This is a genomic window from Thalassovita autumnalis, assembly GCF_001458255.1.
Taxonomy (GTDB): domain Bacteria; phylum Pseudomonadota; class Alphaproteobacteria; order Rhodobacterales; family Rhodobacteraceae; genus Thalassobius; species Thalassobius autumnalis.
Genome location: NZ_CYSB01000041.1, coordinates 197,568 through 222,673 on the forward strand (window position 1 = coordinate 197,568; position 25,106 = coordinate 222,673).

Below are 25,106 nucleotides of genomic sequence, written 5' to 3' on the forward strand. Positions count from 1 at the left end.
ATATAAAATACAGAAAAGCCTCCGCCCCTCGGGTCGGGGGCTTTTTTGTAGCTCCGGGCTTCAGCCAACACATCAATTCCAAGTACCGCCCAACAGGCACTGTTGGGCCGCGCCGTCCCGCCCCCACAGGGCGGCGCGATTGCGCCACCCCTCGGGACGGCGCCAATCTTCAAACCCAAGAAAGTCTCAATCTCACCCCTGCGGCGTCATGCCGGAACGTGCTTTGGACCGGCGTAGGCCCAGCGCATGTTCACGCAGGATGATCAACACGCCAGCAAAGACAACAAGCGCAGCGCCCCCCATCATCTGACCGGTCGGCACCTCATCAAAGACGAAGTAGCCAATCGCCAGCGCCAGGATCATCGACGCATAGTCAAACGGCGCCACAACCGACGCGCCTGCAAAACGGTAAGATGAGGTCAGGAAAATCTGCCCAAACCCGCCAAGAATGCCCGCCCCGATCAGCAACATGGCTTCAGGCCCCGTCGGCACCACCCAGCCAAACGGCAGTGTCAGCAACGACAGGCCCGTCGCGGTGAGGGAGAAGTAAAACACAATTGCTGAGGTTTCCTCGCTCTGGACCATATTGCGGATGTGGATCTGTGCCAGCGCCGCAAAGGTGGCGCCCATCAGGGTCAAAACCACCCCCAAGGCCTGCGCCGTTTGCACCGTTTCACCCTGTAATAGGGTCAATCGCGGCTCAATCACGATCAAAACCCCCAACAGGCCCAGCCCCACGGCAAACATCCGAAACAGCCGCACCTCTTCGCCAAGGAACATCGCGGCGAAGACAACGGTCAGCAGCGGCGCGGCGTAGCCGATCGCGGTCACCTCCGGCAGCGGCAGCAGCCCCAGACCGGCAAAGCCCATCCCCATGGCGGAGGTCCCAACCAAGCCGCGCCAGAAATGCGCCATCTTGGATTTCACCTTCAACCCGGTTTTCAGATCCCCGCGCAGCGTCAGCCAGGCGATAATGACCGGCAGCGCAAAAAGGGAACGGAAGAACACCGCTTGCCCCGGCGGCACATGTTCCGATGCCGCCTTGATCAGCGACGCCATGGTGATGAACATCACCACTGAGCAGAGTTTTAACGCGATGCCTTTGACGGGGTTCATGTGGGATCCTTTCGCATGTGTATTCCTACCGTCTTGCGCTGACAGAAAACCATGCCCAAAAAGCCAGTAACAGAATTTAAAGCCGGAGCGCGCCATGTATGACAGCAACCACCTGATCCACCGCCTGTCCCATATGGCGGCACGTGCGCCGGAAAAATGCTTTGCCCAGCGCCCGGGTCAGGCGGACGTCAGCTATAGCGCCCTGTTTGAGGGCGCCCAGCGTCTGGCACAGCGGTTGATCGCCCTTGGGCTGGAACCGGGGGATCGGGTGGCGGTTCAGGTGGAAAAGACACTGGAGGCGGTGCAGCTCTACCTTGGGACAGTGATGGCCGGCGGGATCTTTCTGCCTCTCAATACCGCCTACACAGGCTCTGAAATCGCTTATTTCGTCTCTGACGCCACGCCGCGCATTCTGGTCTGTGACCCCACCCGTGCGCCGGAACTGACCCCACTGGCTGAAGGGGCCACCGTGCTGACGCTGGATGCGGATGGGCAGGGCGGCCTGACCGCCGATTTGCCTGAAACAGAGTCTGATTTTACCCCCGTGACCCGCGGTGCAGATGATCTGGCCGCGATCCTTTACACATCAGGGACCACGGGCCGATCCAAAGGCGCGATGCTCAGCCACAAGAACCTGGCCAGCAATTCTGAGGCGCTGGTGGACCTGTGGCGGTTCACCTCTGACGATGTGCTGATCCACGCGCTGCCGATCTTTCACACCCACGGATTGTTTGTGGCCACCAATGTGGCATTGCTTTCGGGCGCTTCGACCGTGTTCCTGCCCAAATTTGATGCTGAGGCCATTTTGGACGCCATGCCCGGGGCCACCGCGCTGATGGGGGTGCCGACCTTTTACACCCGCCTGTTGCAGCAGGACCGCCTGACCCCGGAACATGCCGCCAACATGCGCCTATTCATCTCAGGCTCCGCCCCTCTGTTGGTGGACACGCATGAGCAATGGCAAGCCCGCACCGGACACCGGATTTTGGAACGCTATGGCATGACCGAAACCAACATGAGCACCTCCAACCCCTATGACGGCGAGCGCCGTGCCGGCACCGTGGGCTTCCCACTGCCTGGCGTGGAGCTGCGCATCATGGAAGGCGAGACTGAGGTGCCGCAGGGTGAGATCGGTGTCATTGAAGTGCGCGGTGACAATGTATTTCAGGGCTACTGGCAGATGCCTGAAAAAACCGCTGAGGAGCTGCGCCCGGATGGCTGGTTCATCACCGGGGATCTGGCCCAGCAGGACGGCGATGGCTACGTCACCATCGTGGGCCGCGCCAAGGATCTGATCATCACCGGCGGCTTTAACGTCTACCCGAAAGAGCTGGAAAGCCTGATTGACGATCTGCCCGGCGTGTTGGAAAGCGCCGTGATCGGCGTGCCGCATCCCGACTTTGGCGAAGCGGTGGTGGCGATTGTGGTGCCGAGTGCTGCGGACCTCAGTAGCGAAACCATCGCGGCAGCCTGCGCCCGCGATCTGGCCAAGTTCAAACAGCCAAAGCAGATCCTGCTGGCATCAGAACTGCCCCGCAACACGATGGGCAAGGTTCAGAAAAAAGCCCTGCGCGAAACCCATGGTGATCTGTTCACCGCCTAACGGCCTGAACGCCCCAAAAAGTCCCGATCGTTGGCATGCGCTATCCCTTCTTAAAGGGGGCGGCGTTTCACATTTATGGGATCAACCCGTTAGCTGGCAGCTTTTGGCGCATCGAAAGATCCGCCTTGGGCAGAGTCTCGCCCAAACTAAACGAAACAGTTCACTTTGCGACAAAACTGCCTATCTACCGCCGTATCGCAAGACGGCGTCGGCCATCCCCAGCGGCGCCACCATGGTACAAAGGAAAAAACGAATGACCGTGACCAAACTGATGATTGCAGGCGTTGCAGCAACCCTGACCGCCGCCCCCGCCTTCGCTGGCTCAATCGATGCCGCCCCCGCTGACCCGATCCCAACCCCGGTTCAGGTTGTAGACACCACAGGTGACTGGACGGGTGGCTATGTAGGTCTGAACCTCGGCTATGCCGATCTGGAAGCAGGCGGCAGTTCGGGCGATGGCAACTTCTACGGCCTCTCCGCAGGCTATGATCAGGACCTTGGCAATTGGGTTGTCGGTGGTGGCATCGACTATGACAAGCTGGACATCGGCCTGGGTGGCTCTGACGTGGAAAACGCGCTGCGCCTGAAACTGCGCGCCGGTTATGACCTGGGCAATGGCCTGGTCTACGGTACCGCAGGTGCTGTCCGCATCGACGTTGAAGGCGTTGGTGACGACACCGGCTTCTTTGTTGGTGCTGGCTATGAACACAAGGTGACCGAACAGGTCTCGCTGGGCACCGAAGTGCTGTACCACAAGGTCAACGACTTCAACAATTCCGGCTCGGATGTTGAGGCCACCACCGTAGCGGCGAAGGTAAACTTCCGCTTCTGATCTGACGAGCAGATCGACAAAAGAACGGGCGCCAGTGGCGCCCGTTTTCGTCTCTATCAGCTGGGATAGTCTCTAACTCAGCCGCGTTTCGGCAGCACCCAATCGGGCCGCGGGAAATGGCAGGTATAGCCGTTGGGATGCTTTTCCAGGTAGTCCTGATGCTCTTCTTCAGCGTCCCAAAACGCGCCCACAGGCTCCACTTCGGTAACCACCTTGCCCGGCCACAGGCCCGAAGCCTCCACATCCGCGATAGTGTCCAGCGCCACGGCTTTCTGATCCTCATCCACATAGTAGATGGCGGAACGGTAGCTCATCCCCAGATCATTGCCCTGACGGTTCACCGTGGTCGGGTCATGGATCTGAAAGAAGAACTCCAACAGGTTGCGATAGCTGGTCAGGGACGGATCATAGGTGATCTCAATCCCCTCGGCATGGGTGCCGTGGTTCTTATAGGTCGCGTTTTCCACGTCGCCGCCGGTGTAGCCCACCCGGGTGCCGGTGACGCCGGGCAACCTGCGGATCAGGTCCTGCATGCCCCAGAAACAGCCGCCAGCCAATACTGCACGTTCGCTCATCAGATTTCCTCCACTTGGTTGAGGTAGTCGCCGTATCCTTCCGCCTGCATGTCATCGCGATGCACGAACCGCAAGGAGGCGGAGTTGATGCAATAGCGCAGGCCCCCGCGATCCTGTGGTCCATCAGGAAACACATGCCCCAGATGGCTGTCACCATGGGTCGAGCGCACCTCGGTCCGCACCATCCCGTAGGTGCGATCCTCCAGCTCGGCGATATGGGCCGGCTCAATCGGTTTGGTAAAGCTGGGCCAGCCACAGCCCGAGTCGTATTTGTCGGATGAGGCAAACAGCGGCTCGCCCGAGACCACATCGACGTAGATCCCCGGTTCCTTGTTGCGCAACAGCCGCCCCGTCCCGGCCCGTTCAGTGCCGTTTTCCTGGGTCACCCAGCGCTGCTCATCGGTCAGATTGGCGATCACATCCGGATCTTTGGTATATTTGGACATTTCGGCCCTCCTGTTCTCACCCGCAATAAATAGGCAGTTGCCGGCGCGAGGGAAGCCTTGTTTCAGCGCGCTGGCGATTTCGTGTGAAGCTGCCCCACCGCCCAGCGCGCCGCATCCTGCACCGTGGCATCCTCATCCTCACAAAGGCTCTGCGCCACCTCACGCAGGGCCGCATCGCCGGAATTGCCAATCGCATAAAGCACATTGCGCACAAACCGGTTGCGCCCGATCCGCTTGATCGGTGAGCCGCTGAAAAACGCCCGAAACCCGGCATCATCCAACTGCGCAAGCTCAGCCAGCTTCGGCGCCTTCAGCTCATCCCGCGCGGCATAGCGCAATTCCCGCGCCTCCACCGCAAACTTGTTCCAGGGACAGGCCGCCAGACAGTCATCGCAGCCATAAATCCGGTTGCCCATCTTGGCGCGCAGATCCTCATCCACCGGGCCATGGTGTTCGATCGTCAGATAGGAAATGCAGCGCCGCGCATCCAACTGATAGGGGGCAGGAAACGCCTCCGTCGGGCAGGCCACCTGACAAGCCACACAGGACCCGCAACGGTCGATTTCAGCTGGATCAGAGTCTATTTCCAACGTGGTGAAGATCGACCCGATAAAGAACCAGCTGCCCAAGTCGCGGCTGACCAGATTGGTGTGTTTGCCCTGCCAGCCAAGCCCTGCCGCCTGCCCCAAGGGCTTCTCAGGCACCGGCGCGGTGTCCACAAACACCTTCACCTGGGTCTCGTCCCCGGTCTCAGCGATCAGCCAGCGCGCCAGCCGCTTCAGGCGCTTTTTCACCAGATCATGGTAGTCTTTGTTCTGCGCATAGACGGAAATCGCCCCCAGATCGGCATGCTGCAAAATCTCTGTCGGATCATGTTCCGGCGTGTAGCTTTCGGCCAGCATGATCACCGATCGCGCCTCAGGCCACAGCGCCGCCGGGTTTTCGCGCCAATGCACCCGCTCCGCCATCCAGCCCATCTGGCCGTGATAGCCGGCCTCCAGAAAGGCCTGCAACCGGGCGGGCACCTCCGGCACATCCCAGGGGCGGCAGATCCGTGCGGCATCAAACCCTTCGGCATGGGCCTGTGCAACCAGTCTCTGTTTCAGCCCATCTGCCATTTCATCTTGCCCAAAATACTCCGGGGGAATTGGCCTTCAGGCCAAGGGGGCAGCGCCCCCTCCCCGCGTGAGGATCAGAAATCCAGGTCTGCATAATGCGGCGGCGGCGGGAAGCCCGGCACCTGATCGGCCAGGATCGACCGGAAAGCCGGACGCGATTTGATCTTGGCGTACCAGTCTTTCACCACCTCATGCCGGTTCCAGTCCACATCACTGATATAGTCCAGCGCAGACAGATGAGCCGCGGCGGCGAAATCGGCGATGCTCATCTGATCACCGGCCAGCCAGCGGCGCTGATCCAGCAGCCAGGCCATGTAATCCAGATGATACTTGATCCGCTGCGCCCCGGCTTTGATGTTTTTACTGTCGGGATAACCCTGCCCCATGACCTTCTTATGCACCCGCTCATAAAGCAGCTTTGAGGTCACCTCATGATGGAATTTGTCATCAAACCATGCCGCGATACGGCGCGCTTCGAACCGGGCCGGTGCGCCGCGCGGCAGCAGCGCCGGCTCGGGGTAGGCTTCTTCCAGATATTCCACAATCGCGGTGCTTTCCGACATGGTCATGCCGTCCAGCTTCAGCACCGGCACCTTGCCGGCGGGATTGCGACGCATGAAATCGGGATCCTGTTCCCAATAGCGCTCCTCGCTCAGCTCCACCTCAATCCGCTTTTCCGCCAGCACCAGACGCAGCTTGCGGCAGAACGGGGAAAGCGGGAAATGATAAAGCTTAGCCATGGGCACAGATACCTTGCGAGAGACCTTAAGAAACAGGGATTGATGCCCTCCATGCCCGTTTAGCGGGCGGTTTTCAATCCTCGAAACAGGCGGCGCGGCCGTCCCGGCGGATTGTCTCTGCCCCGTCCAGGATCTGCGCGGCCCGGCGGCGGGTGAATTCCGCAGGTTTAGAGGCCGAGCGTGATTTGGGCGACGGCAGGATCGCCGCCAGCCGCGCGGCCTGAGTTTTGCTCAGTTCCGCCGCACCAACGCCAAAGTAATGCTGCGCAGCGGCCCCGACGCCAAAGACACCTTCGTCAAACTCAGCCACGTTCAGATAGACCTCAAGGATGCGGCGCTTGGACCAGAACAGTTCCACCACCGGGGTCAGCATCGCCTCCAGTGATTTCCGGGTCCAGGTGCGCCCATGCCAGAGAAAGGCGTTTTTCACCACCTGTTGGGTCAACGTGGAGCCGCCACGCCGCCCGCCTTCGGCCAGTGCGGCGCGGATCGCTTTGACGTCAAACCCCCAATGGGCGCAGAAATTGGCGTCTTCGGCGGCCACCACCGAACGCTGCATCGCCGGCGCGATCTGATCCATCGGCACCCATTCGCGTTTGACGGAGCCCAACCGGGATTTTTCCTGCTGAATATAAAGCGTAGTGGGCGGGGTGATCACGCTGTAGGCCGCCACCCAGAGCACCACCAGAACAGCAAACCCCAGGAACCCGCGCCAAACCCAGCGCAGCAGCTGCCGCACCTCATCCGAGAGCCAGCCAAACAGGCGTCCCCAGAACCCTTTTTTGGCCTTGCGCGATTTTCTGGCTTTCGCCATGCTCGTTCATCCTCAACCAGTGATCCGCCCTTTGGCGGCCCGCTCTGCGGCGGGATTGGTCAGGATTTTACTTAGAACAGGACCAGACCACCACCCGGCAATCATTACCGTGTTGCAAACAATAGCCAATGGCCGAGTTTTCGGCGCGTTCCCGCGTGTTGTCCCAGGCCCAGCCCCAGGCACCACTGGGTGAGCGCGCCATTGCGCCACAGGTGTTGTAGAAGGTCTTAATCTCAGTGCACTGGCCCTTACAGCTTTGCTGTACGGCACTATAGGCCTGCTGTTCGCTGGGATAGCTGTGGGCCCAGCCGTAGGCCCCATTGGCGGCGGAGCCAACCGCCCCCCAGCAATATTCATAACCGCAGCTGCCCGCCATTGCGGTGCTTGCGGTGATCAGGGACAGAATGGTCCCGGCGGCGAGGTCCTTCAATGATAGCATTGTTGGCGCTCCCTTTCGCTCTCAGAGGGTAGTACGACGCAACCCGAAACTATTTTCCAACATTTTATCAGAAATCGGCATTTTCAGGAACAACTGGCCCGCATTTGCCACCCCAAACGCAAAACCGGGGCCACAGGGCCCCGGCTTCTGGTTTCGCTCTGGATCAGCTTATTCAGCCGGCACAGCGGTGTCTTCGACCGTCAGCGGATGCGGGATGTGGACCAGCATCTCTTTCGGGCAAACCTGGGTGAAGTTCTTCACCTCCGTGTCCCAATGCTGCAGGATCCGCGCGGCTTTCTGGCTGCCGGTTTCCGCAAGATGCTGCTCAACCAGCGCTTTCAGCTGCTCTTCCCAATGGGCCACAGTCACCGGGCAGGTCACCAGGGTTTCCATGTTCATCAGCTCTTCGACCTTGCCTTCGGGGTCATAGAGGTAGGCCATGCCACCGGTCATCCCGGCGCCAAAGTTTGCCCCAATGGAGCCAAGGATCACCGCCACACCGCCGGTCATATATTCACAACCGTTGCTGCCGCAGCCTTCGATCACCACTTTCGCGCCCGAGTTCCGGACCGCAAAACGCTCACCTGCGCGACCAGCGGCAAAGAGGTAGCCGTCGGTTGCACCATAAAGAACGGTGTTGCCGATGATGGTGTTTTCAGCCGCAACCAGCGGGCTGGCCATCGGCGGACGCACCACGATGGTCCCGCCCGACAGGCCCTTACCCACATAGTCATTGGCATCGCCAGACACTTCCAGTTTCAGGCCCGGGGCGGCAAAGGCGCCCAGCGCCTGACCGGCCGAACCTGTCAGTTTGACCGTCAGGTGATCGGACTGCAGCGCGTTGCGCATGCCGAAGTTCTTGACGATGTGGCTGGAGGTGCGGGTGCCCACGGTCCGGTGCGTGTTCTGCACCGCATAGGACAGCTGCATCTTTTCACCATCTTCCAGGAAGCGGCGTGCATCACGCACGATTTCGGCGTCCAGTGTGTCAGGCACCGCGTTGCGGTCCTTGTCACGGTTATAGACGATCTCATGCGCACCATCGACGGTGATCAACAGCGGGTTGAGGTCAAGATCATCCAGATGGGCAGACCCACGGCTGACCTGGCTCAGCAGATCGGCACGGCCGATCACCTCATCAATGCTGCGCGCACCGATGGAGGCGAGGATTTCGCGAACTTCCTGTGCATAGAAGGTGATCAGGTTCACCACCTTGTCAGCATTGCCGGTGAACTTGCCACGCAGCGCCTCATCCTGGGTACAGACGCCCACCGGACAGGTGTTCGACTGACACTGACGCACCATGATACAGCCCATTGCGATCAGCGCAGCGGTGCCGATGCCGTATTCCTCGGCGCCCATCATGGCGGCGATCACAATGTCACGACCGGTGCGCAGACCACCGTCGGTCCGCAGGGTCACGCGATCCCGCAAGTTGTTCATTGCCAGAACCTGATGCGCCTCGGTCAGGCCCATCTCCCATGGCAGACCCGCGTATTTGATCGAGGTTGCAGGCGAGGCCCCGGTGCCGCCGTTGTGCCCCGAAATCAGGATCACGTCGGCTTCGGCTTTGGCCACACCGGCCGCGATGGTGCCAACACCAGAGGCGGCCACCAGTTTCACGGTCACTTTACAGCGCGGGTTGATCTGCTTCAGGTCGTAGATCAGCTGTGCCAGATCCTCGATCGAGTAGATGTCGTGGTGCGGCGGCGGCGAAATCAGGGTCACCCCTTTGGTCGAGTGACGCAGACGCGCAATCAGGTCGGTAACCTTCATGCCCGGCAGCTGACCACCTTCACCCGGTTTTGCACCCTGAGCGACCTTGATCTCCAGTTCTTCACACTGGTTCAGGTATTCGGCGGTCACGCCGAACCGGCCCGATGCCACCTGTTTGATCTTGGCCGACGGGTTGTCACCGTTCGGTTCCGGCACGAAGTGTGCGGGATCTTCACCGCCCTCACCCGAATCCGACTTGGCACCGATGCGGTTCATCGCGACGTTCAGCGTTTTATGTGCCTCAGGGCTCAGCGCGCCCAGCGACATGCCCGGGGTGACGAAGCGTTTGCGGATCGCGGTGATGCTTTCCACTTCTTCAATCGGGATCGCAGTGCCCAGCGGTTTGAACGCCAGGAGATCACGCAGATGGATCGGCGGCATCGACTGCATCTTGGCCGAATACTGTTTCCACAGCTCAAACGAGGCGCGATTACAGGCGGTTTGCAGGATGTGCATCGACTGCGCTTCCCAGGCGTGGGTTTCGCCCGATTTACGCGCCTTGTAGAAACCACCAATGGGCAGCACATCACGGCCACCGCCCCAACCTTGGGCGTGCACCTCTTCAACCTTTTTCTGAATACCGGAGACACCGATACCGGAAATCCGGCTGGTCATGCCGGGGAAGAATTCGGCACACATCGCGCGGCTGAGGCCAACCGCCTCAAAATTCAGACCACCACGGTAGGAGGAAATCACCGAAATCCCCATCTTGGCCATGATTTTCAGCAGGCCCTGATCGATGGCGTCACGGTAGCGTTTCACCGCTTCCGTCAGGGTGCAATCCAGCAGGTCGCGTTCGATGCGATCGGCCAGCGAATCTTCGGCCAGATAGGCGTTCACAACGGTGGCACCGCAGCCGATCAGAACGGCGAAGTAATGCGGATCCACACATTCAGCCGACCGTACGTTCAGCGAACAGAAGGTGCGCAGACCTTTGCGGGTCAGATGGCTATGCACGGCCGAGGTCGCAAGGATCATCGGCATCGCCACCTTATCCTCACCCTGATACTCATCCGTCAGAACGATGTGACCGGCGCCGGACCGCACGGCATCTTCGGCCTCACCGCGAATCCGCTCCAGCGCGACATGCAGCGCCGTGTCGTCACCACCTGCCGGGAAGGTACAGTCAATCTCAACCAGTTCGGCGTTGAACTGGCGCACCAGCTCATCCCACTGGGCGTTGCCCACAAAGGGGCTTTCCAGAACCAGAATTTCGGTCTGGGCGCTGCTTTCGTCCAGCACGTTCTTGAGGTTACCAAACCGGGTTTTCAGCGACATCACGCGGTATTCCCGAAGTGAGTCGATCGGCGGGTTGGTCACCTGGCTAAAGTTCTGGCGGAAGAAGTGGCTCAGCGGACGGTATTTGTTCGACAGAACCGCCGACGGGGTGTCATCCCCCATCGAGGCCAGCGCCTCTTTGCCATCTTCGGCCATCGGGGCCAGGATCTGTTCCAGCTCTTCAATGCTGTAGCCGGCGGCGATCTGACGCTTGCGCAGTTCGGCGCCGGTGAACATCGGCTTTTCGCTCAGACCAGTCAGGGCCTCTTCGAGGTCGGTGATCTTGCCAACCCAGTCACCAAAGGGCTGCGCCGCGGCCAGTTTGTCCTTGATCGCAGTGTCATGGTAGAGCTTGCCCTCTTCCATATCTACAGCCAGCAGCTGACCCGGGCCCAACGCGCCTTTTTCTTTCACGCTGGATTCATCGGTCGGGACCATGCCCGCCTCGGAACCCGCGATCAGCAGATCGTCACCGGTCACAACATAACGCATCGGGCGCAGACCGTTACGGTCCAGACCGGCACAAACCCAGCGGCCATCGGTCATTGCCAGCGCGGCGGGACCATCCCAGGGTTCCATCACTGAGTTGCAGTAGGAATACATATCGCGCCAGGCCTGCGGCAGTTCCTGTGCCTGTTTGGACCAGGATTCCGGCACCAGCATGGTCTTCGCCATCGGCGCGTTGCGGCCGGCACGAACCAGAACCTCAAACACCGAATCCAGCGCTGCCGAGTCGGACGAGCCTGCCGGGATGATCGGCTTGATGTCTTCGGCCAGATCACCAAAGGCGCCCGAGGCCATGCGGATCTCATGGCTCTTCATCCAGTTGACGTTGCCTTTCAGCGTGTTGATCTCACCGTTGTGGGCCAACATGCGGAACGGCTGGGCCAGCCACCATTCAGGGAAGGTGTTGGTGGAATAACGCTGGTGATAGATCGCAAAGGCGCTTTCAAAACGCTCATCCTTCAGGTCGGGATAGAAATCCGCCACCTGTTCAGCCAGCATCATGCCTTTGTAGATGATCGAACGGCAAGACAGCGAACACAGGTACATGCCGTTGATGCCCGCAGCGGCTGCGGCTTTTTCGATCCGGCGACGGATCACATAAAGCTCCCGCTCAAACTCTTCTTCGCTGATGTCCTTAGCGTTGGAGATCAGGATCTGTTCAATCTCAGGACGGGTGGCGTTGGCCTTATCGCCCAAGCAGGACACATCCACCGGCACATGACGCCAGCCGTAGATGTAATGCCCCATGCGCAGCACTTCGCTTTCCACGATAGTCCGGCATTTTTCCTGCGCGCCGAAATCGGTACGCGGCAGGAAGACCTGACCAACCGCGATCAGCTTGCTCTCATCCGGCTCATGGCCGGTGCGCTGGATCTGGTCATAGAAGAACGGCACCGGGATCTGCACGTGAATGCCCGCGCCGTCACCAGTTTTGCCGTCCGCGTCCACAGCACCACGGTGCCAGATCGCTTTCAGCGCGGTGATGCCAGATTCCACGACCTTCCGGCTGGGTTTACCATCCAGAGAGACCACCAAACCGACACCGCAGGACGAGTGTTCAAACTCGTCACGATACATGCCGTTCTCTTGCATGAAGGCACGCAGGGCCTCTTGCTGGGGGGCGTAATTTTCAAGGTTTTTCATGATGATACCTCTGATGAGGGCGCAAGCGCCGGGTATTTATTCATATCGCGCCGTACGGCGCCCATTTTCTCGGCCATCAACAGGCGAACCTGTTTGACCCTATTGTCAAAGCTCAGCTGGATAATCTGATCCATGATGCCGAACCGTTTCATGCGCTGCGGTACGTTGTGCACCGTCTTTGGCATGATCATGTGATAAAGCGACGGAAACTTCGGGAACCGGTCCCGCTGGGGCCGTTCGCGCCCGTGGCTGCCGTGGAAGACGTGATAGGTGGTCTCCTCGGTCAGGTAATCGCTGAGGTCGCGGATGCGATGGTCAGCGATGCGGTCGCGATAGTCGCGCCAGCGCGGATCGTCATCGGCCACCTCAGGATGAACCGAAAACTGCGGCGCCAGACCCACTGCCGATTTGATCGGCAGGAACTTGGCGATCAACAGCGCTGAATAGCCCCCCATGGAATGGCCCAGGGTCACAATCTCCTGCGCATCCACCTCACGGGCGAACAGGCTGACATGTTCAACGATCTGTTCGATCAGCTCAGACCCGTTCAGCCAGGTGCGTTTGGGATCGATGATGAACAACACATTGTCCCGCCCATTGGCGGTGGCCGTGCGGGCAAATTCGATCCCCGGCACCTGATCCGGCTCAACCCCGATACCCGTGAAACACAGCACCAGACGATCCGACGCGCCACGATGCGCATGGATGATCAGGTCATCCTGCGTCACATGGGGCGTGATCAATAGATCCTGCGAGGCTGCGGGCGTGGCGTTCACCGTGGCTCCTTCGGGTTTGATGTTTGGAAAGCCCCGCCAGCCTGTGCCGGGGCCGTGAGTTTTACTCTGCCGCGACGCTTTGCGCGTCATTCAGGTAATCGAGGATCGCTTCGGCGCTGTCGCGGCCGTCTTTGATCGCCCAGACCACCAGCGAGGCACCACGCACGATGTCACCTACGGCATAAACACCGTCCAGCGCGGTCTTACCGGTGGTGAACTCGGCTTTGATGGTGCCCCAGCGGGTCACTTCCAGACCGTCGGTGTTCCAGAGTTTCGGCAGATCCTCCGGCTCAAAGCCCAGCGCCTTGATGACCAGATCGGCCTCTTCAACGTAATCTGCGCCTTCGATCACCTCCGGGGCCTGACGACCCGAGGCATCCGGTGCGCCCAGACGCATCTTCTGCACCATCACACCGTTGACCTTTCCATCAGCTTCGGTGAAGCCCTTCGGCGCGGCCAGCCAAACAAATTCAACACCTTCTTCTTCGGCGTTCTGCACCTCACGCTGCGACCCGGGCATGTTAGCACGGTCACGACGGTAGAGGCATTTGACCGAGGTCGCACCCTGACGGATCGCGGTGCGCACACAGTCCATCGCGGTGTCACCGCCGCCGATGACCACAACCTTTTTGCCGGCCGCGTTCATGGTGCCGTCATTGTATTCGGCCACATCATCGCCAAAGCTCAGCTTGTTCGAAACGGTCAGATAGTCGATCGCACGCTCAATGCCGGTTGCGGTGGAACCGGGGCCGGACAGATCACGGGTTTTGTACACACCAGTGGCAATCAACACGGCGTCATGCTTGCCGCGGATCGCGTCAAAGCTGATGTCTTCGCCCACATTGCAGTTCAGCACAAACTCAACGCCGGATTTTTCCAGCTGTTCGATCCGGCGCATCACCACGTCTTTTTCCAGCTTGAAGCCCGGAATACCGTAGGTCAGCAGACCACCGGCGCGGTCATAACGGTCATAGATGGTGACCTGCACACCCTGACGGCGCAGAATGTCCGCAGCGGCCATGCCGCCCGGACCGGCACCGATGATGCCTACCGACTGATCCCGCTCTGCGGTGGGCACGATGGGTTTCACCCAGCCGTTTTCCCATGCGGTGTCGGTGATGTATTTTTCAACCGAACCGATGGTCACGGTACCGTGGCCCGACTGTTCGATCACACAGTTGCCTTCACACAGGCGGTCCTGCGGACAGATGCGGCCACAGATTTCCGGGAAGGAGTTGGTCGCTTGGCTGATCTGATAAGCCTCTTCCAGACGACCGGTGGCGGTCATGTTCAGCCAATCGGGAATGTTGTTGTGCAGCGGGCAATGCGACTGACAATAGGGCACACCACATTGGCTGCAGCGGCTGGCCTGCTCTTCAGCTTTGGCCTTTGCATATTCTGCATAGATCTCGTTGAAGTCTTTGTTACGCTCTTGCGCGTCACGCTTTTCGGGCATGTCACGGTCAACGGTCACAAATTTCAGCATCGGTTGCTTGGCCACGGCGCTGCCTTTCTGAACAAATTCGAGTGTCTGTGCCTTTTACGGCAGCAGAAAATCAAATAAAAGTCAGAACTACTTACCTAAATGAGGGAAATTCGCGCTGCACAGCAGAATAATCCGCTCTTTCTGTCCAAATTTAGGACCGATTCGGACACTTAATATTTCTTCTGCCGTAAACTCAATAAGTTATACAGTGACAAACATCGCATTTTGAAAGCACCACATGCCGCTTCTTTATTTGATAATTTTGGCACTTATTCAGGGCGTTACCGAATTTCTGCCGATTTCCTCCTCCGGCCACCTGATTCTGCTGCCGAATCTCAGCGGTCAGGCGGACCAGGGGCAAGTGATCGATGTGGCCGCGCATGTCGGCACCTTGGCGGCGGTTGTCATCTACTTCTGGCGCGATGTGCGGGTGGGCCTGGCGGGCGTGCCCCGCATGCTGACCGGGCGGATAGACACGCCGGGCAGCCGGCTGGCCTTCCTGTTGATGATCGCAACGATTCCCGTCGTCCTCTTCGGGTTGTTTCTGGCGCTGACCGGGCTGGACGACAAGATGCGGTCAATCACAGTGATCGGCTGGACCATGTTGGGATTTGGCCTGCTGCTCTACTTTGCTGACCAGAAAGGCGATGAGGGTAAGATGAGCGGTGACTGGACCGCCCGCGATGCGATCTGGATGGGGCTGGCGCAGATGCTGGCGCTTATACCGGGCACCTCCCGGTCAGGCATCACGATCACTGCCGGACGCTGGTTGGGATATGACCGCCACGGTGCTGCAAAACTATCCATGTTGATGTCGATCCCGACGATTTTTGCCTCAGGCAGCTTTCTGGCCATCAAAGTCGCGGCAGAGGCCGACATGCAGGCCGCGCGGGACGGTGCGATAGTTGCCGGACTGTCCTTTGTTGCGGCGCTCTTGGCGCTGGTCCTGATGATGCGCCTGCTGCGGACCGTCAGCTTCACCCCTTATGTAATCTACCGTATTGTGCTGGGCAGCGTGCTGCTGTGGATTGGCTACACGCAGTAACATCGCCAACACCAAAAAGGGCGCGCCTAAGGCACGCCCTTCACCAACCTTATTCAGACAAAATCAGCTCTGACGCAGGTTCTTGGCCGATTCCTTGATCGCCAGATACTGACCCGACGGGCGGAAGCGCCAGAGGTAGTCAGGCAGGACCGCTTCGGTGGCAGATGGGGTGAGACCCAAATCCGCAAAGCCCTTAGAGGTATCGGACACCACATTATCCTTGCGCAGCAGCTTCACTTGATCTGCGGTGATCGGTCCTTTGATCAAACCAAAGCTCAGCTTCTTCACCAGATCGAACGACCACCCCATGAGCGAACCCACAAAGAACGGCAGGTTCACAATTAGCTTGCGACGGCGGATCACCGACAGCATCTCATGCATCAGCTCTTTCATGCTGCGCACATCCGGGCCACCCAGCTCATAGATCCCCGGCTCTGCCTGACCTTCAACCGCCAGAACCGCGGCCTGGGCCACATCATCCACATAGACCGGCTGAAACTTGGTCTCGCCACCGACCAGCGGCAGTACCGGGCCCATCATGCCAGCAAAGCGGTTAAAGAAGTCATCTTCGGGCCCAAAGATAATCGACGGGCGCAGCACAACCGCCTTGGGGAAGGCCGCCACGACCGCCGCCTCACCTTCGGCTTTGGTGCGGGCATAATCGCTTTCGCTGTCTGCGTCCGCCCCGATGGCCGACAGATGTACCATCTGGCCCACACCCTGCTCCGCCGCAATCCGGGCCACCCGGGCCGCACCGTCAGCCTGCACGGCATCAAAGCTGTTTTTGCCAACCTCTGCCAGGATCCCCACGCAGTTCACCACCGCGTCCGAGCCATTCATCACAGACGCCACCGAGGCGTCATCGCGGATGTTGCACAGCACAGGCTCCACCTGACCGGGCACGCCGTAGGGTTTCACATGCATCGCTTCGTTGGGGCGACGCACCGCCACACGGACCCGCCAGCCATTTTTGGCCAAACGGCGCGCAACATAGCGACCAACGAATCCGGACCCACCGAAAATGGTCACGAGTTTCGACATAAGAAGGCCTCCGGCTAAATAATTTCGCTGCGGTTTTCTAACGCTGACAAGGGTTTTTCACAAGATGATTGGGGGCTGTGAAAAAAACTTCAAAAATCGCGTTGACACCCCCCGTGGCTAACCTTAGAACGCCCCTCACCAACCCGTGCCCAGATGGCGGAATTGGTAGACGCGCTAGCTTCAGGTGCTAGTGTCCGTATGGACGTGGAGGTTCGAGTCCTCTTCTGGGCACCATAACAAACCGGCCACTCGACCTTGATTTTCAAGACTTCGACGGCCGGTTTTTTTGTTTCCAAAGTCCTCTTAATTTGCGCACGTTGAGGGCAAAATTCTACCGACATCCCTGCGCTTGCGTGGTTTACTGATCTCAACAGATCATGACGACGTGAGGAATGTGATGAAAAACCAACCTCTTGGTGGCAATGAAATGCCCCGCTTTGCGGGGCCGGGCACGTTTATGCGCCTGCCCGCGCAGGAGACGGCCGAAGGGCTGGATGTGGCCTTCATTGGCATCCCGATGGACATTGGCGCCAGCCTGCGCCCGGGCACGCGGTTTGGGCCGCGCCAAATCCGGGCCGAAAGCACAATGATCCGCCCCTATAACATGTGGACCCGTGCAGCACCGTTTGAGTCGCTTCAGGTGGCCGACATCGGCGACGTGCCGATCAACACCTTTGACCTGAAGGATTCGGTGCGCCGGATCACCGCCTTTTATGACGAGGTGCTGCAACACGATGTGGTGCCACTGACCATGGGGGGCGATCATACGCTCAGCCTGCCTGTGCTGCGGGCCATCGCCAAAAAACATGGACCGGTGGCGCTGATCCACGTCGATGCCCATGCCGACATCAACGAACATATGTTTGATGAGGAAATCGCGCATGGCACCCCCTTCCGTCGCGCTTATGAAGAGGGGTTGATTGATGCGCAGAACACCTTCCAGATCGGGCTGCGCGGCACCGGCTATGGACCGGATGATTTTGACACCGCCCGTAACTGGGGTTTCACCGTCATTCAGGCAGAAGAGCTCTGGTATAAATCCGCAGCCCCGCTGATGGAAAAAATCCGCCAGCAGATCGGCGACCGACCGGTTTACCTGACCTATGATATCGACAGTCTGGATCCGGCCTTTGCCCCGGGCACTGGCACCGTTGAAATGGGTGGGCTGACCACCATGCAGGCGTTGGAAATTGTACGCGGCTGTCGCGGGCTGAATCTGGTGGGGTGTGATCTGGTGGAGGTATCGCCGCCCTATGACCCATCAGGCAACACCGCTCTGATTGCGTCAAACCTGCTTTATGAAATGCTGTGTGTTTTGCCGGGTGTCAGCTACGGCAGCTGAACCATAACCCATTGTGCAGGGCAGCACAGCTGCTCTGCTCGACGCAAGGCTTGTGTTCCAAAGCGATTTGCATGATTTATGTAGCTGACTAATTTAATCAGGATACCATCATGCTCAGCCTTCACGGCCACTTTGCCACCGCCAACGGTCCCAAATATCTGCAACAGCTCTGCAAACACTTCGGTCACAAAATTGAGGTCGAGTTCACCGAAACCGAGGGCACCTGCCATTTCGTCTTTGGGGCCGCCAAGATGACCGCGGATGAGGCCGGTCTGGATGTCCGGTTTGAGCTGGAGGATCCCGAGGCCGCCGACAGCGCCAAAGGTGTGATCGACAGCCATCTTGAACGCTTTGCCTTCCGCGAAGACTTCAAAAACATGGAATGGACGAGCTAAAGCACGACTGCTTCAGGCGGGTACTCAACCCGCCTCGCGGCCCTCAAACAGGGCAAAATCCAGCATCTCCAGCGCCACCAGCAGACGCGCCGGATCACGCCCTTCAACCAGCAGCATCGCCTGAACATAGGCGCGCGAACGTTTGCCGCGCCGCATGTTGTGGAAGGATGCAACCAACAGGCGCTCTTCCTGCGTCAGCTTGTTGCGGCAGCAGGCGCATCCATCGCGACCATAGATAAACGGGCTGCTGCGCAGGGCGCGCATGGCCTCAATCACATCCACGGTGTATCCAAGGATACGCTCTGCGCCGCCGTCACCATATTGCTGGCCAGCCAGACGATAGGCAGCAACCCAGATCTTCTGATCCTGTCCTGACATTGCCTCAAACAGCCGCCGGCACAGCGCCAGCATCTTCAGCTCCTGCGTGTCAAAGCCATAAGCGCTGACATTGCCTTCGGCATTGTTGAGATGAGGGGACGGGTTCTGTGTGTGATCGGTCATGGAAACTCTCCGGGTCTAGGGGTCATACCTGGCCGGATCGCTTGGCTGACATTTCCTTAGTAAATAAGTCAGAAATATACAAGTCCCCGTTTCGGGGTCTGAAAACAAAAGAACCGGGCGATTGCCCGGCTCCGTCTCAAACTCCTCCCAGGGTGCTGGACGGAGCGTTACTCTTTGTTGCGGTTGTTCTCGGTTGCGGCTTCGACGCACATCTTCAGGCGGCCCTGGGTCATCGGCAGGCACATCGAGGCATCCGAGATCGGGCTGCGGTCTTTGGTCATATCATCCGCCATGAACCCGGTGGAGAACATCACAACCGGCAGGTTGGAATGCGAAAAGCGCAGGGTCAGCAGGTCGGTCACCAGATGGTCCAGCGGCATCAGCCCATCGCGCATGATGAACAGAAGGTCCCACTCACGCGGGCTTTCGCGCAGGATGCGCTCCGCTTCGCCGAGGGTCGACACAGGCATCACATTGGCACCCAGCGCAATCGACATCTGTTCAACGTCGCAATTCGGTTTGGCACTGACACACAACACTTTTTTACCCAGCAGCGGGGCCGGGCCGATGCTTTGACGCTGGCGATAGGCCGAACGGGAAAGCGAGTCACGTTTCAAAGGCATCTCCGCAGTGGGTTGAGGGGCTTCCGCAGAATTGGCACCCTTCAGACCAAAGGTACGACGACGCGGGCTCGCGACGTTATAGGCGGTCTGATCGGCGATATCTTGAAACAATCCCACAGCTTCATCCCTCTGTTATGTCCGTTTCCGGCACTGCTCTCACCCAAAAGAACGCCGGAAGTGCTCTACTTTTTAGCGGGGTCACCCGAAAAAAGTTGCGCAAATGGATGTATTTGTCGGATTCCCCCGTAAAAATGGATCATCTATAAGGCGATTGATCGCCAATTTTCTCAATCTTTCCCTAAAATTGTATCGAAATGCGGCAACTAAACTGAACAGAGTCTCGGATAAAAGATTTTTGCACCCGGGTCCATAACGCTCTTTGGAGCAAGACCGTTGCGTGTTAGCGATAACGGTGCAATATGCCCCCGAACCCCAGCGGTAGATCCCTGTCCGCCGCATATCCCTCTGCATTTCCTCAGGAGAGCCCGATGATCCTTTGCGCTGGTGAGGCCTTGATTGACATGATCCCCGAACGCACCGTTTCCGGTGGCAGCGGTTATGTGCCCTATGCGGGCGGGGCCGTGTTCAATACGGCGATTGGTCTTGGACGACTGGGCGCTGATGTGGCGCTGTTTACCGGGATCTCCACCGATGGGTTTGGTCAGCTGCTAGAACAGGCCTTGACGGACAGCCGGGTCAGCACCGATTATCTGGTGCATTCGGATAGGCTGACAACTTTGGCTGTTGTGCAGTTGAAAAATGGGCATGCCACATACAATTTCTATGATGACAATTCCGCCGGGCAATCCCTACGCTCCAGCGATCTGCCGCAACTGCCGGACTCGGTTCAGGCATTGTATTTCGGTGGCATCTCACTGGTGAACGGACCCGCGGCTGACACCTACGCTGAATTCGCCACGCAAGAGGAGACTCGACGCTTGATCATGTTGGACCCCAACATTCGCCCCGGACTGGCCGAGGATGAGGCCATCTATCGCAGCCGGCTGGACCGCATGCTGACGGTGACAGATATTGTCAAACTGTCAGATGAGGATCTGGACTGGCTGGTGCCCGGCCCGGCCTCTCACGCGGAAAAAATTCAGGCGATGATCGCCAAAGGCCCGATGCTGGCGCTGCTGACCAAAGGCGCCGAGGGTGCTGAAGCCTTCCATCGCAATGGCTCCACCGCCTCGGTCGCGTCAGAAAAGGTGGAAGTTGTGGATACCGTTGGTGCAGGTGACACATTCAACGCCGGTGCGCTGGCCAAAATGCAGAGCCTTGGCATCCTCAGCCGTGACACGCTGAACGATGCCACCGAGGATCAGCTGAGCGATGTTCTGGCCCACGCGGCCAAGGTTGCGGCCGTCACGGTTTCGCGCGCCGGGGCCAATCCCCCTTGGTCAGATGAACTGAACTAGCTGAACGAACTGCGGGCCAACACATCTGCCTCACCAATTGATGAGGCAACGTGATTGGCCAGCCTCTGCCTTTCCTTCCCATGATAGCCAAACTGTCATGCCCGTGAGGAGGAAAGGCCGATGTTGCCCTACCGAAGTGTCAAATCCGTCACCCTTGCCCTAAGCCTCGCGCTTGGTGTGGGCCTTGGGCTTGGCGGCGCTGCGATGGCGCAGAGCCAGCTGCCAGATCACGTGGTCAGCCAGTTTGGCGCACCGCCCCCCGTGCCCGCCGGAGAGTTGCCCCCCGATCTGGCGCAGGCGGTGCAGGTTGCCTTTGTCGATAGCATCACCCAGTCAGGCTGGGGCCCGGATCAGACCATCGCGCTGGAAACGATCAAAGCCTCCGGCGATCCACGTCTGGCCTGGATCATTTCGGACCTTCTGCGTTTCGTCACCAATCGAGATCTCAGCCTCACCCTCGCCGATACGGCGGCGGCGCTGTTGCAGGTTGATGCCCCGCGCAGCAATCCCTGGGGCGCCATTACCGATCCGCTGATCGCCTGGGACATCCCCGCCCCGCCGGATTATCTGGCCATCAAACGGCAGATTTTCACCACGATCATCCCGGGGTGGGACCAAATCTTTGTCGATGGTGATGTGGACTGGCGTCTGGTGTCCTGGGGCGGCGTTTTGATCGACGACCGTCCTTTTGACACCACGGATGAGCGCTGCAACTGCATCCCGGCCGCCGACAATCCAGCAACGACCGATGCGGAGGGTGCCACGTGGCTGCAAGATGATGACATCATCTTCGGCATTGAGATCAACGGTGAGGCCCGCGCCTATCCGCGCCAGATCATGGAAGTGCGTGAAATGGTGAATGACACATTGGGTGGCCGCGATCTTGGCATTCCCTATTGCACGCTCTGTGGGGCGGCTCAGGCCTATTTCACGGATCAGCTGCCTGCGGGCATCAAACGGCCTGTCCTGCGCACCTCCGGGCTGCTCAGCCGGTCCAACAAGGTGATGTATGACCTGACGTCCTGGTCGGTGTTTGACACCTTCACGGGGGAGGCGCTGACAGGACCTTTGGCGCAGGCCGGGATCCAGTTGGACCAAGCCACTGTTGTCACCAGCACCTGGGGCGCCTGGAAAGCGGCCTATCCCGAAACCACGGTGTTGGCGGAATACCTGGCCTTGGGGCGGGACCCGGATTTCCGCAACACGCGGGATGCCAATGGCCCGATCTTCCCCGTCGGGGATGTCGACCCGCGCCTGCCCATTCAGGAAGATATCGTCGGGGTGATCACGCCTTCTGGTCAGCCTGTTGCCTTCCCCCGCGCCCTGGCGATGGCTGCGCTGCAAAAGGGTGAGGCGGTGACACATGACGGCGTCACCCTTGCCATTGATGCCGGTGGTCTGCGCGCGCTGGGGCCGTATGGCGGTGACCTGGGCAGCCATCAGGCCTTCTGGTTTGCCTGGTCACAGTTTCATCCTGATACGGTGCTCTGGCCGCAATGATCCGGGGCCAGAGCGCAGTGTTTGCGATCAGAACTGCATTTCCAGTGACAATGTGATGCTCTGCTGTTCGATATTGCCTACCTTGGTAAAGGCATAGTTGGCGTTCAGTTGGGCTCTCCCATCGGCGCTTTGGTTTGCGATACCCAGCTCGACCCCGCCACCACAATCCGAGCTACTGCTCTGCCCAGTTTCTTTGCGGCAGTTGATCGAGGGCGCCAGGGAAAGCGTTGTTCTGTCACCATCGCCCATGAACCACAGCACCTCAGTCCTGAACGCGGTCTCCAGCAGGGAGATTGATCCGAAATCTGCACTGACGGCGCTGCTGGTGTTGAACCCGGTGGCATCAAAGCCAACCACGCCAATATCGGTATAGCCGTAGTCCACTTTCAGCTCGGGCCGAACCTCCATCTTGGGAGCGGGTTCAATCACCCCGGTCACCTGAAAGCCTGCGTAATAGGATTTGCCTTCATAATCCCCGTCCAGCGCAAGGGTTGGGCTGGCAATCTGCATATCCGTCCAACTGTACCCCGCCCCCACATAGGCTGATCCAAAGATATTGTCGGTCAGCTCTTTGATGCCATAGACCCCGGCCAGCACCCCAAGTGTTGAGGCATCCCCTTCAAAGCCACCAGCCAAGTTAGAACGAGAAGCCCGCCCGCCAAGGAAATAGCCCACCGTGGTGTCATTGATCAGCTCACGTTCCCAAATGACCCGCGCGGACAGCTGCCCGGTGGTCGACCCATCCTGATCCCGTGACAGGTTAAAATCGCCAAACAGGAACCGCGATGCGCCGGAGCCTGTGACATCGCTGCCACCAAAGGTGCCCTGTGCCGTCGCGGCCTCATCCGTCACCGACAGGGAACCGGTCACGTCAAAGGATGCATTGCGCGTCACCCCATTGCCAGTCCTGCGGCCAAGGAATCGGTCCAATGCACCACCCATCATGTCCTGGTTGGCCGACACCTCATTCAACAACTCACGCCGCGCATCTGCCTGAACCGTGTCGATAATCTCCTCCAGCGTCTTTTCAAATTCGGTTTCAGGCGTGTCCGCCGTCACCCCAGACACAGTGATATTGAAGGTCGCCAGATCCGGGTCATTGCTTTGCAGGAACCAATCAAATTCAAACGCACCGCCGGCTGTTGCGGTGTAGCCGATCACCATTGTGGTGGAACTGTTCGGTGCAACGCTGGTGCTGTTCAGCGTTAGGCTATCCACCGTCACATTGCTGGTATAGCTGATGTTTGTCTCGATGCTTGGTGGGGTCAGCACCAGCGGGATCGTCCCGGCATTGCTGATCTGATAGGTCACTGTCTGCGGCGTCCCCACATCGACTGCCGACGAAACAGTGTCTGTGCCATTGTCCGCCACCGCACCACTTTCAGAAGAAGTAATCATGATATCCGATTGAGGCGGCAGAGCCGCATAGCCCGTGATTTCAAAGTTGAACGGGTTTTCGTCGCTATCATTGGTCACAAAGGTGACAGGCACGGTGAACGCACCAGCCGCCGTGGGCGTGAAGAGAACGCTGAAATCAGTATATGTATCAGGCGCCAGGCTGAGGCTGCCCGGCGGTCCATAAACCACGGCGCCGACATTCGCCGGTGTAGCCCCGCCATTGCCGGGCTGGCCGATCGTAAGGGTTTCAAGCCCCTCACTATGCACCCGAACGGTCAATGCAATCGGTGTGCCGGCGGTGGCGCTGTCAATCTGCGCACTTCCACCATCTACAATCACGCCCTTGTTAACAGTCACGCCCGAGGACGTGACAAAAATCTCAGGCGCAACCACCGTGGCACTGGACTCATAACTCGGCGCGGCACTTGCCGCCCCCGTCAGTGCGAACCTAAAGTCGTAGGCAGTGGCGCCATCCCCAGTGACCGAACCTGTTGTCGTCTGCACAACGGCCCCATGTGCCGGCACCCCACGAAAGGCAAAGCTGACCTCTTCGGTCAAACTATAAGTGGAATAGAACGGATTAGCCTGAAAATCACTAACCGAGGAAAAGCCACACGCCTCAATGTCACGCACAAGCAAGTTATTAAAGAACGAGTTAACCGCGATGTAGCCGTATCCCGTTGGACCATGGTTCGCTCCTCCAACAAATTCTCCTTGTAGTGGTGGGCTGGAAGCGATCTGCGCACTGCTCCCTATCCGGATGTGAGAATAGCCCGTTGGATCAACGGCAACGTCCACAAGACAGGTGCCAAAGGTGTGGGTCGTGCTGATGCTGCCACCAACCCAGGCCTTCACAGGGCCGCTGAAATAGGTGATCGCGCCAACGGCCATGAGGCCCTTCATCAATGATTTGAACATTTTCACCCTTCCACGCCCAGGTGAAATTCCCATGCGCCATTATGTGTTGAAAGGGTTAAGATCAGATGCCCTGCCGCCCCCCTCTGTTGTCCCCGTGCCCTAATCAATGCAATCAATTGCCAGGGCATCTCATTGATTTTTGCTACAAATACCCAGGCAACGAGACAATCACCCGAACGGGTGATCTGTTTGGATTTAGTGGTTTAGGAAGGGTCAGGTGTTACGTTTGTCGTGATCAAACTAACGCAAGAATTTCTGACATACCCGTGTCAGCGA

At 58.9% G+C, this 25,106-nt stretch carries 21 protein-coding genes and 1 tRNA gene; 8 read left to right on the forward strand and 14 right to left on the reverse strand.

Annotation, left to right across the window (positions count from 1 at the left end):
* Positions 1-192 precede the first annotated feature (192 nt).
* On the reverse strand, positions 193-1,116 hold the full coding sequence (locus TL5118_RS19480) for a DMT family transporter (RefSeq protein WP_058243598.1): 924 nt from the start codon (positions 1,114-1,116) through the stop codon (positions 193-195).
* A 94-nt stretch (positions 1,117-1,210) separates the two neighbouring features.
* Between TL5118_RS19480 and TL5118_RS19485 the strand changes: the two genes are divergently transcribed.
* The gene (locus TL5118_RS19485; RefSeq protein ID WP_058243597.1) at positions 1,211-2,719 is read left to right on the forward strand and encodes a malonate--CoA ligase; all 1,509 of its coding nucleotides are present in this window, start codon (positions 1,211-1,213) and stop codon (positions 2,717-2,719) included.
* 253 nt (positions 2,720-2,972) lie between these two features.
* On the forward strand, positions 2,973-3,551 hold the full coding sequence (locus tag TL5118_RS19490) for an outer membrane protein (protein WP_058243596.1): 579 nt from the start codon (positions 2,973-2,975) through the stop codon (positions 3,549-3,551).
* 77 nt (positions 3,552-3,628) lie between these two features.
* On the opposite strand, the gene msrA is transcribed toward TL5118_RS19490, so the two are convergent.
* The 9 genes from msrA to TL5118_RS19535 all read right to left on the reverse strand — a co-directional run bounded on the left by msrA (position 3,629) and on the right by TL5118_RS19535 (position 14,664).
* The gene (gene msrA / locus TL5118_RS19495) at positions 3,629-4,126 is read right to left on the reverse strand and encodes a peptide-methionine (S)-S-oxide reductase MsrA (RefSeq protein ID WP_058243595.1); all 498 of its coding nucleotides are present in this window, start codon (positions 4,124-4,126) and stop codon (positions 3,629-3,631) included.
* On the reverse strand, positions 4,126-4,572 hold the full coding sequence (msrB, locus tag TL5118_RS19500) for a peptide-methionine (R)-S-oxide reductase MsrB (RefSeq protein WP_058243594.1): 447 nt from the start codon (positions 4,570-4,572) through the stop codon (positions 4,126-4,128). The genes msrA and msrB overlap by 1 nt, the downstream gene beginning before the upstream one ends.
* A gap of 62 nt (positions 4,573-4,634) precedes the next feature.
* Entirely contained in the window at positions 4,635-5,690 is a 1,056-nt protein-coding gene (queG, locus tag TL5118_RS19505) for a tRNA epoxyqueuosine(34) reductase QueG (protein ID WP_058243593.1), read from the reverse strand.
* 74 nt (positions 5,691-5,764) lie between these two features.
* Positions 5,765-6,430: an FtsZ-binding protein FzlA gene (gene fzlA / locus TL5118_RS19510; protein WP_058243592.1), complete on the reverse strand. Its 666-nt coding sequence runs from the start codon at positions 6,428-6,430 to the stop codon at positions 5,765-5,767.
* 73 nt (positions 6,431-6,503) lie between these two features.
* A complete protein-coding gene (gene mtgA, locus TL5118_RS19515) occupies positions 6,504-7,244 on the reverse strand; it encodes a monofunctional biosynthetic peptidoglycan transglycosylase (protein ID WP_082626276.1) in 741 nt (246 codons plus the stop codon).
* 67 nt (positions 7,245-7,311) lie between these two features.
* Positions 7,312-7,683: a DUF4189 domain-containing protein gene (locus TL5118_RS19520; protein WP_058243591.1), complete on the reverse strand. Its 372-nt coding sequence runs from the start codon at positions 7,681-7,683 to the stop codon at positions 7,312-7,314.
* 168 nt (positions 7,684-7,851) lie between these two features.
* The gene (gltB, locus tag TL5118_RS19525; RefSeq protein ID WP_058243590.1) at positions 7,852-12,387 is read right to left on the reverse strand and encodes a glutamate synthase large subunit; all 4,536 of its coding nucleotides are present in this window, start codon (positions 12,385-12,387) and stop codon (positions 7,852-7,854) included.
* Positions 12,384-13,163, reverse strand: coding sequence for an alpha/beta hydrolase (locus tag TL5118_RS19530; RefSeq protein ID WP_058243589.1), 780 nt, complete (start codon positions 13,161-13,163; stop codon positions 12,384-12,386). The genes gltB and TL5118_RS19530 overlap by 4 nt, the downstream gene beginning before the upstream one ends.
* A gap of 61 nt (positions 13,164-13,224) precedes the next feature.
* Positions 13,225-14,664 (reverse strand): NAD(P)-dependent oxidoreductase, encoded by a 1,440-nt coding sequence (locus TL5118_RS19535; protein ID WP_058243588.1) that lies wholly within the window; start codon positions 14,662-14,664, stop codon positions 13,225-13,227.
* A 223-nt stretch (positions 14,665-14,887) separates the two neighbouring features.
* On the opposite strand from TL5118_RS19535, the gene TL5118_RS19540 reads away from it, so the two are divergent.
* Positions 14,888-15,694, forward strand: a complete 807-nt coding sequence (locus TL5118_RS19540) for an undecaprenyl-diphosphate phosphatase (RefSeq protein ID WP_058243587.1) — start codon at positions 14,888-14,890, stop codon at positions 15,692-15,694.
* 63 nt (positions 15,695-15,757) lie between these two features.
* On the opposite strand, the gene TL5118_RS19545 is transcribed toward TL5118_RS19540, so the two are convergent.
* Entirely contained in the window at positions 15,758-16,735 is a 978-nt protein-coding gene (locus tag TL5118_RS19545) for a complex I NDUFA9 subunit family protein (protein WP_058243586.1), read from the reverse strand.
* Positions 16,736-16,882: 147 nt separating this feature from the next.
* Here TL5118_RS19545 and TL5118_RS19550 point away from each other — a divergent pair.
* The 3 genes from TL5118_RS19550 (at position 16,883) to TL5118_RS19560 (ending at position 18,472) form a co-directional block, all read left to right on the forward strand.
* Positions 16,883-16,969: transfer RNA gene (locus TL5118_RS19550), tRNA-Leu, on the forward strand.
* Between the two features lie 163 nt (positions 16,970-17,132).
* The gene (gene speB / locus TL5118_RS19555) at positions 17,133-18,077 is read left to right on the forward strand and encodes an agmatinase (protein ID WP_058243585.1); all 945 of its coding nucleotides are present in this window, start codon (positions 17,133-17,135) and stop codon (positions 18,075-18,077) included.
* Positions 18,078-18,187: 110 nt separating this feature from the next.
* On the forward strand, positions 18,188-18,472 hold the full coding sequence (locus tag TL5118_RS19560) for a DUF2218 domain-containing protein (protein WP_058243584.1): 285 nt from the start codon (positions 18,188-18,190) through the stop codon (positions 18,470-18,472).
* A gap of 24 nt (positions 18,473-18,496) precedes the next feature.
* Here the strand turns inward: TL5118_RS19560 and TL5118_RS19565 are convergent, their stop codons facing one another.
* Both TL5118_RS19565 and TL5118_RS19570 read right to left on the reverse strand, forming a co-directional pair.
* Positions 18,497-18,973 (reverse strand): hypothetical protein, encoded by a 477-nt coding sequence (locus TL5118_RS19565; protein ID WP_058243583.1) that lies wholly within the window; start codon positions 18,971-18,973, stop codon positions 18,497-18,499.
* Positions 18,974-19,140: 167 nt separating this feature from the next.
* Positions 19,141-19,713: a hypothetical protein gene (locus tag TL5118_RS19570; RefSeq protein ID WP_058243582.1), complete on the reverse strand. Its 573-nt coding sequence runs from the start codon at positions 19,711-19,713 to the stop codon at positions 19,141-19,143.
* Positions 19,714-20,084: 371 nt separating this feature from the next.
* Here TL5118_RS19570 and TL5118_RS19575 point away from each other — a divergent pair, with 371 nt between their 5' ends.
* Complete coding sequence (locus tag TL5118_RS19575) at positions 20,085-21,014, forward strand: carbohydrate kinase family protein (protein ID WP_058243581.1); 930 nt, start codon at positions 20,085-20,087, stop codon at positions 21,012-21,014.
* Positions 21,015-21,134: 120 nt separating this feature from the next.
* Entirely contained in the window at positions 21,135-22,514 is a 1,380-nt protein-coding gene (locus TL5118_RS19580) for a DUF3179 domain-containing (seleno)protein (protein ID WP_058243580.1), read from the forward strand.
* A gap of 27 nt (positions 22,515-22,541) precedes the next feature.
* Here TL5118_RS19580 and TL5118_RS19585 read toward each other — a convergent pair whose 3' ends face one another.
* Entirely contained in the window at positions 22,542-24,830 is a 2,289-nt protein-coding gene (locus TL5118_RS19585; RefSeq protein WP_058243579.1) for a hypothetical protein, read from the reverse strand.
* Positions 24,831-25,106 lie beyond the last annotated feature (276 nt).

Coding starts and splice junctions, on each gene's coding strand:
- gltB (WP_058243590.1), bottom strand. CDS start 12,387: ATGAAAAACCTTGAAAATTACGCCCCCCAGCAAGAGGCCCTGCGTGCC.
- msrA (WP_058243595.1), bottom strand. CDS start 4,126: ATGAGCGAACGTGCAGTATTGGCTGGCGGCTGTTTCTGGGGCATGCAG.
- TL5118_RS19580 (WP_058243580.1), top strand. CDS start 21,135: ATGTTGCCCTACCGAAGTGTCAAATCCGTCACCCTTGCCCTAAGCCTC.
- mtgA (WP_082626276.1), bottom strand. CDS start 7,244: ATGGCGAAAGCCAGAAAATCGCGCAAGGCCAAAAAAGGGTTCTGGGGA.
- TL5118_RS19520 (WP_058243591.1), bottom strand. CDS start 7,683: ATGCTATCATTGAAGGACCTCGCCGCCGGGACCATTCTGTCCCTGATC.
- TL5118_RS19575 (WP_058243581.1), top strand. CDS start 20,085: ATGATCCTTTGCGCTGGTGAGGCCTTGATTGACATGATCCCCGAACGC.
- fzlA (WP_058243592.1), bottom strand. CDS start 6,430: ATGGCTAAGCTTTATCATTTCCCGCTTTCCCCGTTCTGCCGCAAGCTG.
- TL5118_RS19540 (WP_058243587.1), top strand. CDS start 14,888: ATGCCGCTTCTTTATTTGATAATTTTGGCACTTATTCAGGGCGTTACC.
- TL5118_RS19485 (WP_058243597.1), top strand. CDS start 1,211: ATGTATGACAGCAACCACCTGATCCACCGCCTGTCCCATATGGCGGCA.
- speB (WP_058243585.1), top strand. CDS start 17,133: ATGAAAAACCAACCTCTTGGTGGCAATGAAATGCCCCGCTTTGCGGGG.
- TL5118_RS19585 (WP_058243579.1), bottom strand. CDS start 24,830: ATGTTCAAATCATTGATGAAGGGCCTCATGGCCGTTGGCGCGATCACC.
- msrB (WP_058243594.1), bottom strand. CDS start 4,572: ATGTCCAAATATACCAAAGATCCGGATGTGATCGCCAATCTGACCGAT.
- TL5118_RS19545 (WP_058243586.1), bottom strand. CDS start 16,735: ATGTCGAAACTCGTGACCATTTTCGGTGGGTCCGGATTCGTTGGTCGC.
- queG (WP_058243593.1), bottom strand. CDS start 5,690: ATGGCAGATGGGCTGAAACAGAGACTGGTTGCACAGGCCCATGCCGAA.
- TL5118_RS19565 (WP_058243583.1), bottom strand. CDS start 18,973: ATGACCGATCACACACAGAACCCGTCCCCTCATCTCAACAATGCCGAA.
- TL5118_RS19490 (WP_058243596.1), top strand. CDS start 2,973: ATGACCGTGACCAAACTGATGATTGCAGGCGTTGCAGCAACCCTGACC.
- TL5118_RS19560 (WP_058243584.1), top strand. CDS start 18,188: ATGCTCAGCCTTCACGGCCACTTTGCCACCGCCAACGGTCCCAAATAT.
- TL5118_RS19480 (WP_058243598.1), bottom strand. CDS start 1,116: ATGAACCCCGTCAAAGGCATCGCGTTAAAACTCTGCTCAGTGGTGATG.